This is a genomic window from Blastococcus sp. SYSU DS1024 (assembly GCF_054050795.1).
The window spans coordinates 104,566-120,589 of record NZ_JBJHAA010000007.1 but is presented as its reverse complement, the minus strand read 5'-3'; the positions used below and the strand labels follow the sequence as shown (position 1 = coordinate 120,589).

The 16,024-nt window shown below is 75.0% G+C and carries 13 protein-coding genes; all 13 read right to left on the bottom strand.

Features of this window, described 5'->3' with window-relative positions; all coding sequences use genetic code 11:
• Positions 1-51 precede the first annotated feature (51 nt).
• Complete coding sequence (coaBC, locus tag ACI79S_RS08810) at positions 52-1,278, bottom strand: bifunctional phosphopantothenoylcysteine decarboxylase/phosphopantothenate--cysteine ligase CoaBC (protein ID WP_456593068.1); 1,227 nt, start codon at positions 1,276-1,278, stop codon at positions 52-54.
• 134 nt (positions 1,279-1,412) lie between these two features.
• Entirely contained in the window at positions 1,413-1,676 is a 264-nt protein-coding gene (gene rpoZ, locus ACI79S_RS08805) for a DNA-directed RNA polymerase subunit omega (protein ID WP_014376157.1), read from the bottom strand.
• Between the two features lie 59 nt (positions 1,677-1,735).
• The gene (gene gmk / locus ACI79S_RS08800) at positions 1,736-2,335 is read right to left on the bottom strand and encodes a guanylate kinase (RefSeq protein WP_456593067.1); all 600 of its coding nucleotides are present in this window, start codon (positions 2,333-2,335) and stop codon (positions 1,736-1,738) included.
• A gap of 45 nt (positions 2,336-2,380) precedes the next feature.
• Positions 2,381-2,737: an integration host factor, actinobacterial type gene (mihF, locus tag ACI79S_RS08795; protein WP_456593066.1), complete on the bottom strand. Its 357-nt coding sequence runs from the start codon at positions 2,735-2,737 to the stop codon at positions 2,381-2,383.
• 327 nt (positions 2,738-3,064) lie between these two features.
• Entirely contained in the window at positions 3,065-5,161 is a 2,097-nt protein-coding gene (locus tag ACI79S_RS08790; protein WP_456593065.1) for a SpoIIE family protein phosphatase, read from the bottom strand.
• Positions 5,158-6,321, bottom strand: a complete 1,164-nt coding sequence (locus ACI79S_RS08785; protein ID WP_456593064.1) for an acyl-CoA dehydrogenase family protein — start codon at positions 6,319-6,321, stop codon at positions 5,158-5,160. Before ACI79S_RS08785 ends, ACI79S_RS08790 begins: the two co-directional genes overlap by 4 nt.
• Positions 6,322-6,409: 88 nt before the next feature.
• A complete protein-coding gene (gene pyrF / locus ACI79S_RS08780; protein ID WP_456593063.1) occupies positions 6,410-7,258 on the bottom strand; it encodes an orotidine-5'-phosphate decarboxylase in 849 nt (282 codons plus the stop codon).
• Positions 7,255-8,637 carry a dihydroorotate oxidase gene (locus ACI79S_RS08775; RefSeq protein WP_456593062.1) on the bottom strand — a complete coding sequence of 461 codons (1,383 nt, stop codon included), beginning with the start codon at positions 8,635-8,637 and terminating at the stop codon, positions 7,255-7,257. Before ACI79S_RS08775 ends, pyrF begins: the two co-directional genes overlap by 4 nt.
• Entirely contained in the window at positions 8,634-11,963 is a 3,330-nt protein-coding gene (gene carB / locus ACI79S_RS08770; RefSeq protein ID WP_456593061.1) for a carbamoyl-phosphate synthase large subunit, read from the bottom strand. Before carB ends, ACI79S_RS08775 begins: the two co-directional genes overlap by 4 nt.
• A complete protein-coding gene (gene carA / locus ACI79S_RS08765) occupies positions 11,963-13,129 on the bottom strand; it encodes a glutamine-hydrolyzing carbamoyl-phosphate synthase small subunit (RefSeq protein ID WP_456593060.1) in 1,167 nt (388 codons plus the stop codon). The genes carB and carA overlap by 1 nt, the downstream gene beginning before the upstream one ends.
• Positions 13,126-14,415 (bottom strand): dihydroorotase, encoded by a 1,290-nt coding sequence (locus ACI79S_RS08760; RefSeq protein ID WP_456593059.1) that lies wholly within the window; start codon positions 14,413-14,415, stop codon positions 13,126-13,128. The genes carA and ACI79S_RS08760 overlap by 4 nt, the downstream gene beginning before the upstream one ends.
• A complete protein-coding gene (locus tag ACI79S_RS08755) occupies positions 14,412-15,329 on the bottom strand; it encodes an aspartate carbamoyltransferase catalytic subunit (protein WP_456593058.1) in 918 nt (305 codons plus the stop codon). Before ACI79S_RS08755 ends, ACI79S_RS08760 begins: the two co-directional genes overlap by 4 nt.
• Complete coding sequence (pyrR, locus tag ACI79S_RS08750; RefSeq protein WP_456593057.1) at positions 15,326-15,937, bottom strand: bifunctional pyr operon transcriptional regulator/uracil phosphoribosyltransferase PyrR; 612 nt, start codon at positions 15,935-15,937, stop codon at positions 15,326-15,328. The genes ACI79S_RS08755 and pyrR overlap by 4 nt, the downstream gene beginning before the upstream one ends.
• Between the last annotated feature and the right edge of the window lie 87 nt (positions 15,938-16,024).

Sequence of the window (16,024 nt, the reverse complement as noted above, 5' to 3'; positions counted from 1 at the left end):
CCGGGTGCGCACGTTACCGGCGGCCCGGCAGGGCCGGCACGACGGCGTGGCTCAGGAGCGGGGCGACGGACCGAGCCGGGCAGCCACGGCGGCCCAGATGCCGGCGGCCACGGCGTCCTTGCTCCCCTGGGGCACCTCGGTCTCGGCACCGTCGGCCGCGAGCACCACGACGGCGTTGTCCGAGCGGCCGAAGACCTGCCCTGCGGAGACGTCGTTGACCACGAGCAGGTCGCACCCCTTGCGGGCGAGCTTCGCCCGGGCGTGGGTGAGCACGTCGGCGTCGGCGTCACCGGTCTCCGCGGCGAAGCCGACCACGAGCTGCCCCGGGTGCCGCTCGGTGACGAGCTCGGCGAGCACGTCGGGGTTGCGGACGAGCTCGATCGCCGTCGGTTCCCCCGCCGTGCCCTTCTTGAGCTTCGTCCCGGCCACGGCGGCCGGGCGGAAGTCGGCGACCGCCGCGCTCATGACCACCACGTCGGCCTCCGGGGCCTCCGCGAGCATCGCGGTGCGCAGCTGCTCGGCGGTCTCGACGGCCACGACCCGGACGCCGAAGGGCGCCGGGGCCTCGACGTTGGCCGCCACGAGGACCACGTCGGCGCCCCGGGCCGCGGCGACCCGGGCCAGCGCCCACCCCTGCCTCCCCGAGGAGCGGTTTCCCAGGTAGCGCACCGGGTCCAGCGGCTCACGCGTGCCCCCGGCGCTGATCACGACCCGGCGGCCGGCGAGGTCCCGCGGCAGCGCACCGGCCCCGCCCTCGAGCACGACCGCGGCCAGCGCGGCGACGTCGGCCGGCTCGGGCAACCGGCCCGCACCGGAGTCGGGGCCGGTGAGCCGGCCGACGGCCGGCGGCAGCACGACCGCACCCCGCCGGCGCAGCGTGGCCACGTTCTCCTGGGTGGCGGGGTGCAGCCACATCTCGGTGTGCATCGCCGGCACGAACACCACCGGGCAGTGCGCCGTGAGCAGGGTCGCGGTCAGCAGGTCGTCGGCCCGGCCCGCGGCTGCACGCGCCAGCAGATCGGCGGTGGCGGGGGCGACGACGACGAGGTCGGCGGTCTGGCCGATGCGCACGTGCGCGACCTCGGGGACGTCGGACCAGACGTCGGTGGTGACCGGGTTGCCCGACAGCGCCTCGAAGGTGGCGGCGCCGACGAAGTGCAGCGCACCGGGCGTGGGGACGACGCGCACGTCGTGCCCGGCCTCGGTGAAGGCACGCAGCAGCAGCGCGGCCTTGTAGGCGGCGACGCCACCGCTGACGCCCAGGACGATCCGGCTCATGCCCTCATCCTCCCCCGGACACGACGACGCCCCCGGCGCGGGCCGGGGGCGTCATCACAAAAGGGGGCTGGAACGGCCCCGTCGCAGGGGCCCGCGCCGAGCGTGCGAGGCGTGGGGGGCGACGGGGTCCTCTCTCAGTTCTCGCCGGCCGTGTGCGCCAGGAGACCCTCGTTGATCTCGCGGAGCGCGATCGACAGCGGCTTCTCCTGGGGCGCGGTGTCGACCAGCGGGCCGACGTACTCCAGCAGGCCCTCGGAGAGCTGGCTGTAGTAGGCGTTGATCTGGCGCGCGCGCTTGGCGGCGAAGATGACCAGGCCGTACTTGCTGCTGGTGCGCTCGAGCAGCTCGTCGATCGGCGGGTTGGTGATGCCCTCGGGGGCGGGTGCGACTCCGGACACGGTCGGACGGGTCTCCTCGATCGTTTTCGTGGGAGCGGCGGGCCGGCGGACCGGCGGGCTCACTCGTGGGCGCTGCCGCCCGGAACGGGACCGGGTGACGGCGCAGTCAGCAAGCCTACCAACTCGTCCGCTGCGCGGGACACGTCGTCGTTGACGACCACCACGTCGAACTCCCCGGAGGAGTCGAGCTCGGCCTGCGCGATCGCCAGCCGCCGCTCCTGCACGGCGACCGGCTCCGACCCCCGGCCGGCCAGCCGGCTGACGAGCTCCGCCCAGGACGGCGGGGCCAGGAAGACCAGTTGCGCCTCCGGCGCCCGCGCCCGCACCTGCCGGGCACCCTGCAGCTCGATCTCCAGCAACGCCGGCCGCCCGGTGGCCAGCTGGGCCCGGACCGGCGCCACCGGGGTGCCGTAGCGGTTGCCCGCGTACTCGGCCCACTCCAGCAGCCCGTCCTCGGCGATCAGGCGGTCGAACTCCGCGTCGGAGACGAAGTGGTAGTGCACGCCGTCGACCTCACCGGGCCGGGGACGACGAGTGGTGGCCGACACCGACACCCACACATCGGGGTGCCGCCGCCGGACCTCGGCTATCACGGTGCCCTTGCCGACCCCGGAGGGTCCGGAGAGCACGGTCAGCCGTGCCGGTGTCGCTGCAGCCACTCGTCGTCCTCGCCCGGGGTCGTCGGCGGTGCCGGCGACCCCTCCTCAGACGGAGCCGTCAGCGGGAACCTGCTCGGCGTCGACCTGCTCGCCGCCGAACTCGGCCTCCAGCGCCCGCCGCTGGTTGGCGCCCAGCCCCCGCACGCGTCGCGTGGGGGAGATCTCCAGGCGTTCCATGATCTTCGCAGCCCGGGCCTTGCCGACCCCCGGCAGGGACTCCAGGACGGCGGAGACCCGCATCTTGCCGATCACTTCGTCGGTCTCGCCCTGCTTCAGGACGTCGCCGACCGTGGCGCCCTTGCTCTTGAGTCGCTCGCGCAGCTCGGCGCGCGCCTTGCGGGCGGCGGCCGCCTTCTCGAGGGCGGCGGCCCGCTGTTCCGGGGACAGGTCAGGCAGGGGCATGGTGCAACCCAATCGTGTCGTCGTCGACCGTGCTCCGGCCGGCGGTCATTCGGTTCGCGGGGACGCACCGCGCCCCCGCTGCGAGCCTCACGGTCCTGGTGGTTCCCGGCAAATCCGCTGGTCACGCACGAGCAAGCAGGGCAGTCGTGAAGCCGGACGACCCCGGGTCCACACGATAGCCGCCCGGTTGGTCACTCGGCGTGATGATCCCTGGTCAGCGCGGGTATCCGGACGGTCTGGTTTCGCTGGGGTGGCTCCCGGCGCAGGTGGCGCGCCCGACACCGACACGCCGACGACACGACACGCCCGGCAGCGACCGGGCCCTGCTCAGGCGCCTCCGTCGGCGCAGCCGGGCCGGACCGCGACGATGGCCACGTCGTCCTGACCACCGCGGGGCACCATCCGCGCGAGGACGGCGTCGCACAGGTCCTCCAGCTCCTCCCCGGCGTGGTGGCCGACGGTCGCGAGCAGCAGCTCCAGCCCGTCGTCGAGCGTGTGCCCGCGGTCCTCGACGAGACCGTCGGTGAACAGCAGGAGGGTCGATCCGGGCGGCAGGGTGGCCTCCTCGGTGCGCCGGTGCGCTGCCGGGTCGACGCCCAGCAGCAGATCGGGGCGCCGGGCGCGGTAGGTGAGCAGCCGGGTGGTGCCGTCGGCTCCGAGGAGGACCGGTGGCGGGTGACCGGCGTTGGACCAGCGCAGCCGCGCGCCGCCCTGACCGTCGGCGCCCGTCGGTGCGAGCTCGGCGAGGATCGCCGTCGCCATCGTCGCGAGCTCCAGCCCCCCGGCGGCCTCGTCGACCGCGGTCAGCACCTGGTCGGGCGCCCCCGCGGTGGTGTAGGCGATGCCGCGCACGAGCGACCGCAGCTGGCCCATGGCCGCCGCTGCCCGCGTGTCGTGCCCCACGACGTCGCCGATGACCACCGTCAGGTCGCCGTTGCGCTGGCGGAAGGCGTCGTACCAGTCGCCGCCCACCTGGGCCTCCCGTGCCGCCGCGACGTAGCGGACCGCGACGCGGGCGAAGGGCAGGACCGGCGGGTCGGTGAGCAGGCTGTTCTGCAGCTCGGTCGCCAGGTGCCGCTGCCCGGCGTAGAGCCGGGCGTTGTCGAGCACGATGCCCGCCCGCCGGCCGACCTCGCGGGCCAGCGACAGGTCGCGGTCCCCGAAGGGCGCGGCACCGGCCCCGCGGGCCAGCAGCAGCGAACCCAGGATCCCGGAGCGCCCGGGCAGCGGCACCGCCAGCGCGCTCGCCGTACCCAGGCGCTCCGCGAGACCGCGCAGCTCTACGTCGGCCACCTCCTCGGCCAGGGTGCCGGCGTCGACGACCGGCAGCAGGACCGCCTCACCGCCCGCCGCCCGCCGGCTGGGTCCGCTCCCCGTCCCCCGCCCGGCCACGACGGCCTCGAGCCGGCGGGCCACGGGCGCCAGCGCCGGGTCGCGCTGCCGGACGACGTGGGCGACGAGCCGGTCGTGCTCCCCGCGCACCTGGATGCTGGCCCAGTCCGCCATCGCGGGAACCACCGCCTCCGCCAGCCGGGCGATCGAGTCGGTGACGTCCAGCGAGCCCACGAGCGACTCCGAGACCCGCGCGAGCAGGCTGACCTGACCGGCGAGCCGGTCCCGCTCCCGCTCCGCCTCCCGCCGCGCGGTCACGTCGACCGCCAGGAGCAGCGCCACCGGCCGGCCGTCGTCGGTCTGGCTGCGGACCGCGGTCAGCTCCACGTCCACGAGCCCGCCGACGAGGACGTGGGCGGCCGTCGGGATCGTCTCCGGGGGCTCGGTGCCGGCGGCGCCCCCGGCAAGGACCGGCGCCAGGAAGGCGGCGGCACCCGGGAGCACCGTGTCCACCGGATGCCCGGTGGGCGTGCGGACGAGCCCGAACAGGACCTCGGCACGGCGGTTCCAGCCCACCAGCGCCCCGGCGGGGTCGACGACCAGGACCGCGATGGGGGCGTGCTCGAGCACGCCACCGACCTCCGCCGGACCGCGCGGGGCGTCCTGGGGGGCGCCGTCCGCCCGGCGGGCCACCGCGGCCAGCACGGCGCTGTGCCGGCGCCGGTCGACGGCCGCCCGGCGGATGTCGCGCAGGCGCTCGGGCAGGTGCGGCTCGCCGGGCGAGGCCACCAGCAGCTCGATCGGCACCCCGGGGGCGTACGACGTCTCACGCCGCAGCGTCGTCGGCGCGGTCGTCAGCACGGCCACGGCCGCCCCGGGCGCCAGCCGGTGCGCGCGCTGCACCAGCGCCACCGGAGCCGCGGCCAGCGAGCCGATCACCACCAGGTCGACCGGTTCGGGCGGGTCGACCAGCCGGACCTCCAGCTCCCCCGGGGCGACGTGGTCCATGCCGGGCAGCGCCCGGAGAAGCTCGACGTCGGCGGTGGAGGGCTCGACCAGGACCCAGCGCCCCGACCCGTCCGGGCCGCTCACTCGCCCAGCAGCGGCAGGCCGAGCGCCGCGCGGCCGGTCCAGGTGCGCAGGATGTCGGTCGTCGGGCTCATCACGTCCGCCGCCCGGGCGTCGCGCAGGTGCCGCTCCAGCGGGGAGCGGTCGCGGTAGCCGATGCCACCGACCAGGGTCATGGCCTCGTTGGTGACCTCGACGGCGCACCGGGCGACCTCGGCCTTCGCCGACGTGAGGCCCGGCAGCGCGGCGGGACCGCCGGCGTCGGCCTCCTCGGCCGCCCAGTGGACCAGCCGGCGGGTGCGCTCCACCTGCGCCCAGAGGACACCGAGCCGGTGCTGCAGCAGCGGCTCGCCCGCCAGCCGGCGACCGGTGTGCGCGTGCGCCCGGCGGGCCAGGTGCGCCGTGGCCTCGTCGAGCGACGCCTGGGCCACGCCGACGTAGGTGCCCGCCATGGCCATCAGGAAGTACGGCGCCACCACCTCGAAGACGTACCAGATCTGGTCGCCCTCGGCGCCGAGCAGGTGCTCCGGGGAGAGCCGGACGTCGTCGAGCCGCAGGCCCCGGGAGGAGTTGCCCCGCATCCCGATGCCGGTCCACGCGTGCCCCCAGGCCACGCCCTCGGCGTCCGCCGGCACCAGGACGCAGGAGAACTCCCCCACCGGGGCCCCGGGGTCGGCCGCCACGGTGCTCACCACGTAGGAGTCGGCCCTGCCCCCGTTGGTCACGAACGACTTCTCGCCCGCGACGAGCAGCCCCGCGCCGTCCCGGGTCATCCGGGTCTGCGGCAACCAGAACTGGGCCCCGGTGCCCGGCTCGGACAGGGCCAGGGTGGTCAGGTGCTCGCCGGCGACGATCGCGTCGAGGAACTCGCTGCGCTGCCGGTCGGTGTGCTTGGCCGCCAACACCGCGGTGGCCACGCAGTGCATGCCGAAGCACAGCGCCGTCGACGCGCACACCCGGCCGAGCGCCTCGCAGACGGCCTCGACCCCGCGCAGACCCAGCCCGGAGCCGCCCACCGACCGGGGCGCGGCCAGCCCACCCAGCCCGGCGGCCTGCAGCGCGTGCACCGCCTCGGCCGGCCAGACCCCGGAGTCGGTCCGCTCCACCAGGGGCAGCGCGACGGTCCGCGCCACCTCCTCCGCGCGGGCGACGGCCTCCGCCACGCTGGTCGGGGTCGTCGTCACGAGCGCCGAGGATAGGCCGACCCCTGCACGGCCGAGGCGGCCGGGAGCAGGTCGTTCACCCGAGCGGAGGCCCAGGGCAGGGCACGTCTCACGCGGCCAGCGCCTCCGCCCAGCGCGCCGCAGCGACCCGCAGCGCGGCCGGGTCGGGGCCGGCGCCCAGCACGTCCCGGGAGACCGTGGGGACGATGGCCGTCCCCGCGCCGAACAGCCGGCGCAGGTCGCTCACCGTTCCCCCCTGAGCGCCGAGCCCGGGAGCGAGGACCGGCCCGCCGAGCCCGGCCAGGTCGACGTCGGGCTCGGGCAGGGTGGCGCCGACGACGACGCCGAAGGAGCCGAGGGAAGGGCCGAACCCCGTGGCGGGGCCCGGCACCGCCCCGCCGGGGGCGTTCCAGCCACGCACCGTGTCGACGACGACCTGGGCGACCGACCGCTCCCCCACCACGGCGTGCTGCAGCGTGGCGGCGTCGGGGTTGGACGTGCGGGCGAGGACGAACAGCCCGCCACCGGATGCCTTCGCCGTGGCGACCGCCGGCGCCAACGACTCCGGGCCGAGGTACGGGCTGACGGTCATGGCGTCCACCGACATCGGGTGGTCGCTGCGCAGGTAGTCGGCGTAGGCCGCCATCGTCGAACCGATGTCGCCCCGCTTGGCGTCCAGCAGCACGAGGGCACCGGCCGCCCGGCAGGCGGCGACCGCCTCCTCCAGCACCGCGACCCCGCGCGCGCCGAACCGCTCGTAGAAGGCCATCTGCGGCTTGAGCACGGCGACCGATCCGGCCAGCGCCTCGACGACCGCGTCGGTGAAGCGGCGCAGGCCGTCGAGCGAGTCGCCCACGTCCCAGTCGAGGAGCAGCTGCGCGTGCGGGTCGAGGCCGACGCACAGCGGCCCGCGGGAGGCCACCGCCTCCGCGAGCCGCCGGCCGAACGGCGCGGTCACGGTGCCACCGCCCGGGGCAGCGTCTCCCCCAGCGCCGCGACGCAGCGCTGGGCGAGCAGGGGGTCTACGAACGCCCCGGCGGCCGTCTGCACCGCGTCGGCCCCGACGGCGAAGAGCGCCTCGAACGAGCCCGGGTCGGTCACGCCGCCCATCGCCAGCACGTCGAAGCGGGAGCCCGCCGCGTCGCGGAGCGCCACCAGGCGGCGGGTGAAGTCCAGCGCCGAGTCGCGCACGGCGATCCCGGAGAGGCCGGCCAGCTCCCGCCCGGGGAAGGTCGGGGTGCCGTCGCTGCGCCGCACCCGGCTCTGCACGGTGTTGATGCCGGCGATGCCGTCCACCAGAGGGGCCAGCCGCGGCACGAGGGCCGCCAACTGCTGCTCGTCCAGCCAGGAGAGCTTGGCCACCAGCCCGGTGCGGTCGTCCAGCGCCCGGCGCACCGACCCGACGACGGTCACGGTGGCGTCGGCGTCCAGGCACAGCGGCGGCTTCACCCCGGCGCCCGACCGGGCCAGGGTGTTCGGGCAGGACAGGTTGAGCTCGACCACGGTCGCGCCGGCCTCCTGCGCCATGAGAGCGGTGCGGGCGAAGTCCTCGGCCAGCGCCGCGACCTCCCCCGTGCCGTCCGGGTCCTCACCCATGACGCTGACCAGGAGCAGCTGCTCGTCGCCCACCGCGGCCACCGCGCGCTCCAGGTCGGCCATCCACTCCTCGGGCTCCGGCGAGGGCACCCCGAAGGAGTTCACGCTGCTGAACGTCGAGGAGCCCGGCGCCACCCAGTCCCAGGGGTCGGACACGACGGCCGCGCCCGCCCCCGGGGGCAGGCTCTCGCTCTGCCTCGCAGCGACGGTCCAGTTCGGCGCCTCGTTGGGCGGGTGGGCGCGGCCGCGGACCGTCTTGTACGTGAGCACGTTCCAGCCGTTGGTGACGTTGTGCCGGACCCAGGCCGCGCTGCCGTTCAGCACGCAGGACGGCACCCCGATCGGGAAGCCCACGGTCCGCCCCAGCAGCGACCAGCGCCGGCCGCCCGCCGTCGGCCGCTCGGGCAGCCGCGGGCCCAGCGGCCGCTCCAGGTTCTCCCGGAAGGACCCGAGGACGTCGTACGCGGGCGTGGGCAGCCCGTGGGCGGCCAGCAGGTCGGGCTGCCGGGCGAAGAAGAGCACCCGCGTCAGCAGCGGCAGGTCGTCCTCGCCGACCGCCCCGGAGGCGAGCCGGCGGGCCAGGTCGGCGGCCGCGCCGGTCAGCGCGTCGAGCTCCCGCTGCGGGGGTCGCCCGAACCGGGTGACCCCCGCAGCGAACGCCGCGGGCAGCCCCTCGACCAGCCCGCGGCCGACCACGTCGTCGCGCAGCCGCCGGACGGCGCCCGGCGACGACGTCGTCACGCTCCCGTCCCCGCGAACGTGCTCGGCCCGCCGTGCGTGCCGCCGGCCAGCGCGGCGTGCACCTCCTGCAGGCTGCGCACGCCGATGCCGCCCTGCCGCAGCGCCTCGATGCCCTGGACCGCGGCCGCCATGCCCTGCACCGTGGTGATGCACGGGATGCCGGCGCTCACCGCGGCGGTGCGGATCTCGTAGCCGTCCAGGCGGGGGCCGCTGTTGCCCGGCGCGCCGAACGGCGTGTTGAACACCAGGTCGACGTCGCCGGCCTGGATGAGCTCCACGATGTTGCCCGGGCCCTCGCTGAACTTCCCGACCACCTCGGCGGCGACCCCGTGCCGCCGCAGCACCTGCGCCGTGCCGGTGGTGGCCAGCAGGCGGAAGCCCAGGTCGGCCAGCCGCTTGATCGGGAAGACCGCGGAGCGCTTGTCCCGGTTGGCCAGCGACACGAACACCGTGCCCTCGGTCGGCAGCGAGCCGTACGCCGCCGCCTGCGACTTCGCGAACGCGGTGCCGAACTCGGCGTCCAGGCCCATCACCTCGCCGGTGGACTTCATCTCCGGGGAGAGCACGGTGTCCACCCCGAACCCCTCGACGGTGCGGAAGCGGTGGAAGGGCAGCACCGCCTCCTTGACCGCGATCGGCGCGTGGTCGGGCAGGTCGGTGCCGTCGCCGGTGGCCGGGAGGACGCCGGCGGCGCGCAGGTCGGCGATGGACTCTCCCACCGCGATCCGCGCCGCGGCCTTGGCCAGCTGCACCGCCGTCGCCTTGGAGACGAAGGGCACCGTCCGGCTCGCCCGCGGGTTGGCCTCGATCACGTAGAGGATGTCGTCCTTGATCGCGTACTGGACGTTCATCAGCCCGCGGACGCCGATCCGCTCGGCCAGCTTCCCGGTCGCCGCCCGGATCTTCAGCAGGTCGGCCGAACCGAGGGTGATCGGTGGCAGGGCGCAGGCCGAGTCGCCGGAGTGGATGCCGGCCTCCTCGATGTGCTCCATGACCCCGCCGAGGTAGAGGTCGGTGCCGTCGTAGAGCGCGTCGACGTCGATCTCGACCGCGTCCTCCAGGAACCGGTCGACCAGCACCGGGTGGGCGACGCTGACCTCGGTGGCCTTCGCGATGTAGGCCTCGAGCGTGGCGTCGTCGTAGACGATCTCCATGCCGCGCCCGCCCAGGACGTAGGAGGGCCGCACCAGCACCGGGTAACCGATGCTCGAAGCGACCTCGTGCGCCTCGGCGAACGTCGTCGCCGTGCCGTGCTTGGGCGCCGACAGCCCGGTGTCGGCCAGCACCCGGGAGAACGCCCCGCGGTGCTCGGCGTCGTCGATCGCCTCCGGCGACGTGCCCAGCACCGGCACCCCGGCGTCCTTCAGCCGCTGGGCCAGGCCCAGCGGCGTCTGCCCGCCGAGGGTGCAGATCACCCCGGCGACGGGGCCGGCCGCGCGCTCGGCCTCCACCACCTCGAGGACGTCCTCGAAGGTCAGCGGCTCGAAGTACAGCCGGTCGGCGGTGTCGTAGTCGGTGGAGACGGTCTCGGGGTTGCAGTTGACCATCACCGCCTCGTAGCCGGCGTCCTGCAGTGCCATGACCGCGTGCACGCAGGAGTAGTCGAACTCGATCCCCTGGCCGATCCGGTTGGGCCCGGAGCCCAGGATCAGCACCGCCGGCTTCTCGCGGGGCTGCACCTCGGTCTCCTCGTCGTAGGAGGAGTAGTGGTACGGCGTGCGGGCGGCGAACTCCGCGGCGCAGGTGTCCACGGTCTTGTAGACCGGCCGCACACCCAGCCGCCAGCGCAGCGCCCGGACGCCGTCCTCACCGGCGAGCTCCGGCCGCAGCGCGGCGACCTGCCGGTCGGAGAGGCCGTGCCGCTTGGCCCGGCGGAGCAGCTCCGGCGTGAGGGCGGGTGCCTCGCGGACGTCGGCCGCCACCTCCTGCACCAGGGCGATCTGGTCGACGAACCAGGGATCGAAACCGCTCGCGGCCGCCACGTCCTCGACGGTGGCGCCCGCCGCCAGCGCGGCCTCGGCGGTGTAGAGCCGGCCGTCCACCGGGGTCCGCAGGGCCTCCAGCAGCTCGTCGGCCGACCGGGTGTCCGGCGCGCCGGTCCAGAAGCCGACGACCTTCGTCTCGGTGGAGCGCATCGCCTTGCCCAGCGCCTCCGGGAAGTTCCGCCCCATCGCCATGACCTCGCCGACGCTCTTCATCGTCGTGGTCAGCCGGGGGTCGGCGCCGGGGAACTTCTCGAAGGCGAACCGCGGGATCTTCACCACGACGTAGTCCAGCGTCGGCTCGAACGCCGCCGGGGTGACGCCGGTGATGTCGTTGGTGATCTCGTCCAGCGTGTAGCCGATGGCGAGCTTCGCCGCGATCTTCGCGATCGGGAAGCCGGTGGCCTTGGACGCCAGCGCGCTGGAGCGGGAGACCCGCGGGTTCATCTCGATGACGACCATCCGGCCGTCGGCCGGGTTGACGGCGAACTGGATGTTGCAGCCGCCGGTGTCGACGCCGACCTCCCGCAGCACCGCGATGCCGACGTCGCGCATCCGCTGGTACTCGACGTCGGTGAGGGTCATCGCCGGGGCGACGGTCACCGAGTCGCCGGTGTGCACGCCCATCGCGTCGATGTTCTCGATGGAGCAGATGACGACCACGTTGTCGCTGCGGTCGCGCATCAGCTCCAGCTCGTACTCCTTCCAGCCGAGCACCGACTCCTCGATGAGCACTGTGTGCACCGGGGAGTCGGCCAGCCCGTGGGCGGCCATCCGGCGGAGCATCGGCTCGTCGGTGGCGAAGCCGGAGCCGAGGCCGCCCATGGTGAAGCTCGGCCGGATCACGACCGGGTAGCCGACCTCCTCGGCGGTCTCCAGCGCTTCCTCCACGGTGGCGCAGACCCGCGACCGCGGGGCGTCGGCGCCGATCGAGCGGACGATGTCCTTGAACAGCTGCCGGTCCTCACCGCGGTTGATCGCGGCGACGTCGGCCCCGATGAGCCGGACGCCGTACTTCTCCAGCACGCCGTTCTCGTACAGGCCGATCGCGATGTTGAGCGCGGTCTGGCCGCCGAGGGTGGCCAGCAGCGCGTCGGGGCGCTCCTTGGCGATCACCTTCTCCACGAACTCCGGCGTCAGCGGCTCGATGTACGTGGCGTCGGCGACCTCCGGGTCGGTCATGATCGTCGCCGGGTTGCTGTTCACCAGGCTGACCCGCAGGCCCTCGGCGCGCAGCACGCGGCAGGCCTGGGTGCCGGAGTAGTCGAACTCCGCCGCCTGCCCGATGAGGATCGGCCCGGACCCGATGACCAGGACGTGCTGGATGTCGGTGCGCTTGGGCATCAGTTCTTCTCCCCCGTGCTGGACTGGACCTGCGGTGCCGGTCCGCCGGCGCGGGCATCCCCGTCGCGGGCGGACTCCATCAGGTCGACGAAGCGCTGGAACAGGGGGGCGGCGTCGTGCGGGCCGGCCGCCGACTCCGGGTGGAACTGGACGCTGAAGGCCGGCGCGTCGATCAGCCGCAGGCCCTCGACGACGTCGTCGTTGAGGCCGACGTGGCTCACCTCCACCGGCCCGTAGGGGGTGTCGGTGGGCCGGTCCAGCGGGGCGTCGACGGCGAACCCGTGGTTGTGGCTGGTCACGCGGACGGTCCCGCTGACCCGGTCGAGCACCGGCTGGTTGAGCCCGCGGTGCCCGAAGCGCAGCTTGTAGGTGCCCAGGCCCAGCGCGCGGCCGAGGATCTGGTTGCCGAAGCAGATGCCGAACAGCGGCCGGCGGGCGTCCAGCACGCCGCGGACCGCCGCGACGGCGTAGTCGGCGGCGGCCGGGTCGCCGGGGCCGTTGGAGAGGAAGACGCCGTCCGGGCCGGCGGCCAGCAGCTCCTCGGCGGTGGCCGTGGAGGGCAGCACGTGCGTCTCCACGCCGAGGGCGGCCAGGTGCCGCGGGGTCGCCGTCTTGATGCCGAGGTCGAGCGCGGCGATGGTGAACCGCTTCTCCCCCACCGCCGGGACGACGTAGGCCTCGCCGGTGCTCACCGTCGGCGCCAGGTCGGCACCGGTCATGCTCTCCGCCGCCGTGACCCGGGCCAGCAGCGCCTCGGCGTCCAGCTCGGTGCTGATGCCGGCGCGCATCGCCCCGCGGTCGCGCAGGTGGCGGGTCAGCGCCCGGGTGTCGATCCCGCTGATGCCCACGACCCCCTGGGCGACCAGCTCGTCGTCCAGGCTGCCGGTCGTGCGCCAGTTCGACGTGCGCCGGGCGGGGTCGCGCACGACGAAGCCCGCGACCCACATGCGGCTGCTCTCGTCGTCCTCGCCGTTCACGCCGGTGTTGCCGATGTGAGGCGCGGTCATGGCCACGATCTGGCCCGCGTAGCTCGGGTCGGTCAGCGTCTCCTGGTAGCCGGTCATGCCGGTGGCGAACACCGCCTCGCCGACCGTCGTCCCGGTCGCGCCGTAGGACTCGCCCCGGAACGTGCGCCCGTCCTCGAGGACGAGCAGTGCCTCTGTCACCGTGTTGCCTTTCCGTCCAGAACGGTCGGCGTCCCCCGCAGGAACGTCGCGACCACGCGGCCGGGGAGTTCCCGGCCGGCATAGGGGCTGTTGCGGCTGCGGCTGGCCAGCGCCGCGGGGTCCACCGTGCGGCGGACCCCCGGGTCGACGAGCACCAGGTTGGCGGGCTCGCCGGGTGCGATCGGGCGGCCCTGGCCGTGCAGCCGGCCGATCGCCGCCGGGCGCACCGACATCCGGTCGGCGACGCCGGCCCAGTCCAGGCGCCCGGGCTCGACCATCGTCTCGATGACCACCGAGAGCGCCTGCTCCAGCCCGAGCATCCCGGGCCGGGCCTGCGCCCACTCGCTCTCCTTGTCCTCCACCGCGTGCGGGGCGTGGTCGGTGCCGACGGCGTCGATCGTGCCGTCGGCCAGGCCGGCCCGGAGCGCCTCGACGTCGGCGTCGGTGCGCAGCGGCGGGTTGACCTTGAACACCGGGTCGTAGGACTCGGCGCAGGCGTCGGTGAGCAGCAGGTGGTGCGGCGTGACCTCCGCGGTCACCTGCACGCCGCGGGACTTCGCCCAGCGCAGGATCTCCACCGACCCGGCCGTCGAGACGTGGCAGACGTGCAGCCGCGCGCCCACGTGCTCGGCCAGCAGCACGTCGCGGGCGATGATCGCCTCCTCCGCCGCGGCCGGCCAGCCGGTGAGGCCGAGCCGGGCCGAGCGGTCGCCCTCGTGCATCTGCGCCCCGGCGGTGAGCCGCGGCTCCTCCGCGTGCTGGGCGACCACACCGTCGAAGGCCTTCACGTACTCCAGGGCGCGGCGCATGAGCGCCGGGTCGGCGACGCAGTGCCCGTCGTCGGAGAAGATCCGGACGCGGGCGGCGGAGTCGGCCATGGCGCCGAGCTCGGCCAGCCGCTCGCCCTCGAGGCCCACGGTCACCGCGCCCACCGGGACGACGTCCACCAGGCCGGCCTCCTGACCGAGCCGCCACACCTGCTCGACGACGCCGGCGGTGTCGGCGACCGGGTCGGTGTTGGCCATCGCGTGCACGGCGGTGAACCCGCCGAGCGCGGCGGCGCGGCTGCCGGTCTCGACCGTCTCGGCGTCCTCCCGGCCGGGCTCGCGCAGGTGGGTGTGCAGGTCGACCAGGCCGGGCAGCGCGATCAGACCGGCCGCCTCGACCACCTCGGCGCCGGGAGCGGACAGCGAGTCGCCGATGGCGGCGATCCGGCCGTCGGTGACCAGGATGTCGGCGGGGTCGCCGCCCAGCGGCCGGGCGCCCGTGATCAGGTAGGTGCTCACGCGTTTCCTCCGAGCAGCAGGTAGAGCACGGCCATGCGGGTGGAGACCCCGTTGGCGACCTGCTCGACGATCGTGGAGCGGACGGAGTCGGCCACCTCGGCGGCGATCTCCATGCCGCGGTTCATCGGGCCGGGGTGCATGACGATCGCCTCGTCGGGCAACGCGGCCATCCGCGGGGCGTCCAGGCCGTAGCGGCGGCTGTACTCGCGGGCGCTGGGGAAGAACGAGGCGTTCATCCGCTCGGCCTGGACCCGCAGCATCATCACCACGTCGCTCTTGGGCAGCACGGTGTCCAGGTCGTAGGTGACCTCGGCCGGCCAGCTGCCCACGCCCACCGGCAGCAGCGTCGGCGGCGCGACCAGCGTGACGTGCGCACCCAGGCTGTGCAGCAGCCCCACGTTGGAGCGGGCCACCCGGCTGTGCAGGACGTCGCCGACGATCGTCACGCGGACGCCGTCGAGCCGCCCCAGCCGCTGCCGGATCGTGTAGGCGTCCAGCAGCGCCTGGGTGGGGTGCTCGTGGGTGCCGTCGCCGGCGTTGACCACGCTGCCGCGGACCCAGTGCGCCAGCCGGTGCGGGGCGCCGGAGGCCGAGTGCCGGACGACGATGCCGTCCGCGCCCATCGCCTCCAGGGTCAGCGCGGTGTCCTTGAGGCTCTCGCCCTTGGAGACGCTGCTGCCCTTGGCGGAGAAGTTGATGACGTCGGCGCTCAACCGCTTGGCGGCCAGCTCGAAGGAGATGCGGGTGCGGGTGGAGTCCTCGTAGAAGAGGTTGACCACCGTGCGCCCGCGCAGCGTCGGGAGCTTCTTCACCTCGCGGCCGGCCAGGGCGGCGTCGATCTGGGCCGCGGTGTCGAGCACCAGCGTCGCGTCGTCCCGGTCGAGGTCCGCGGCCTCCAGCAGGTGCCGCTTCACGCGCCCGCCCCCTCGGTCAGCAGCACCTCGTCGGTGCCGTCGACCTCCTGCAGGTGCACCTTGACCTGCTGGCTGCGCGCGGTCGGCACGTTCTTGCCGACGAAGTCGGCCCGGATCGGCAGCTCGCGGTGCCCGCGGTCGACCAGCACCGCCAGCTGGACGCTGCGCGGGCGCCCCAGGTCGCGCAGCGCGTCGAGCGCCGCCCGGACCGAACGCCCGGAGAAGAGCACGTCGTCGACGAGGACGACGAGCCGGCCGTCGATGCCGGCGTCCGGGAGCACGGTGGGCTCCAGCGCGCGGACGCCGCGCAACCGCAGGTCGTCGCGGTACAGGGTGATGTCGGCGGTGCCGACGTCGACCGGGGTGCCGGTGAACGCCTCGATGCGCGCGGCGAGGCGGCGCGCGAGCGGCGCACCGCGGGTCGGGATCCCGACGAGGACCAGGTCCGGGAGACCGCCGTCCGCGGACCCCGGGTCGACCGTCGCGGCCCGCTCGATGAGCTGGTGGGCCATGCGGTCGACGACACGGGCGACGTCGGCGGAGGAGAGCAGGGTGCCGGGGGTGCTGCCGGGAGACGTGCTCCGGGCAGGCTCGGGTGAGCGGGCCATGAGGCCTCCTTCCCCGCCTCACTGGACGGGTCGTTAAAGGAGTGGTCGGACCGGCGTCGACGGTACTGCACGCCCGCTCGCGCCCCA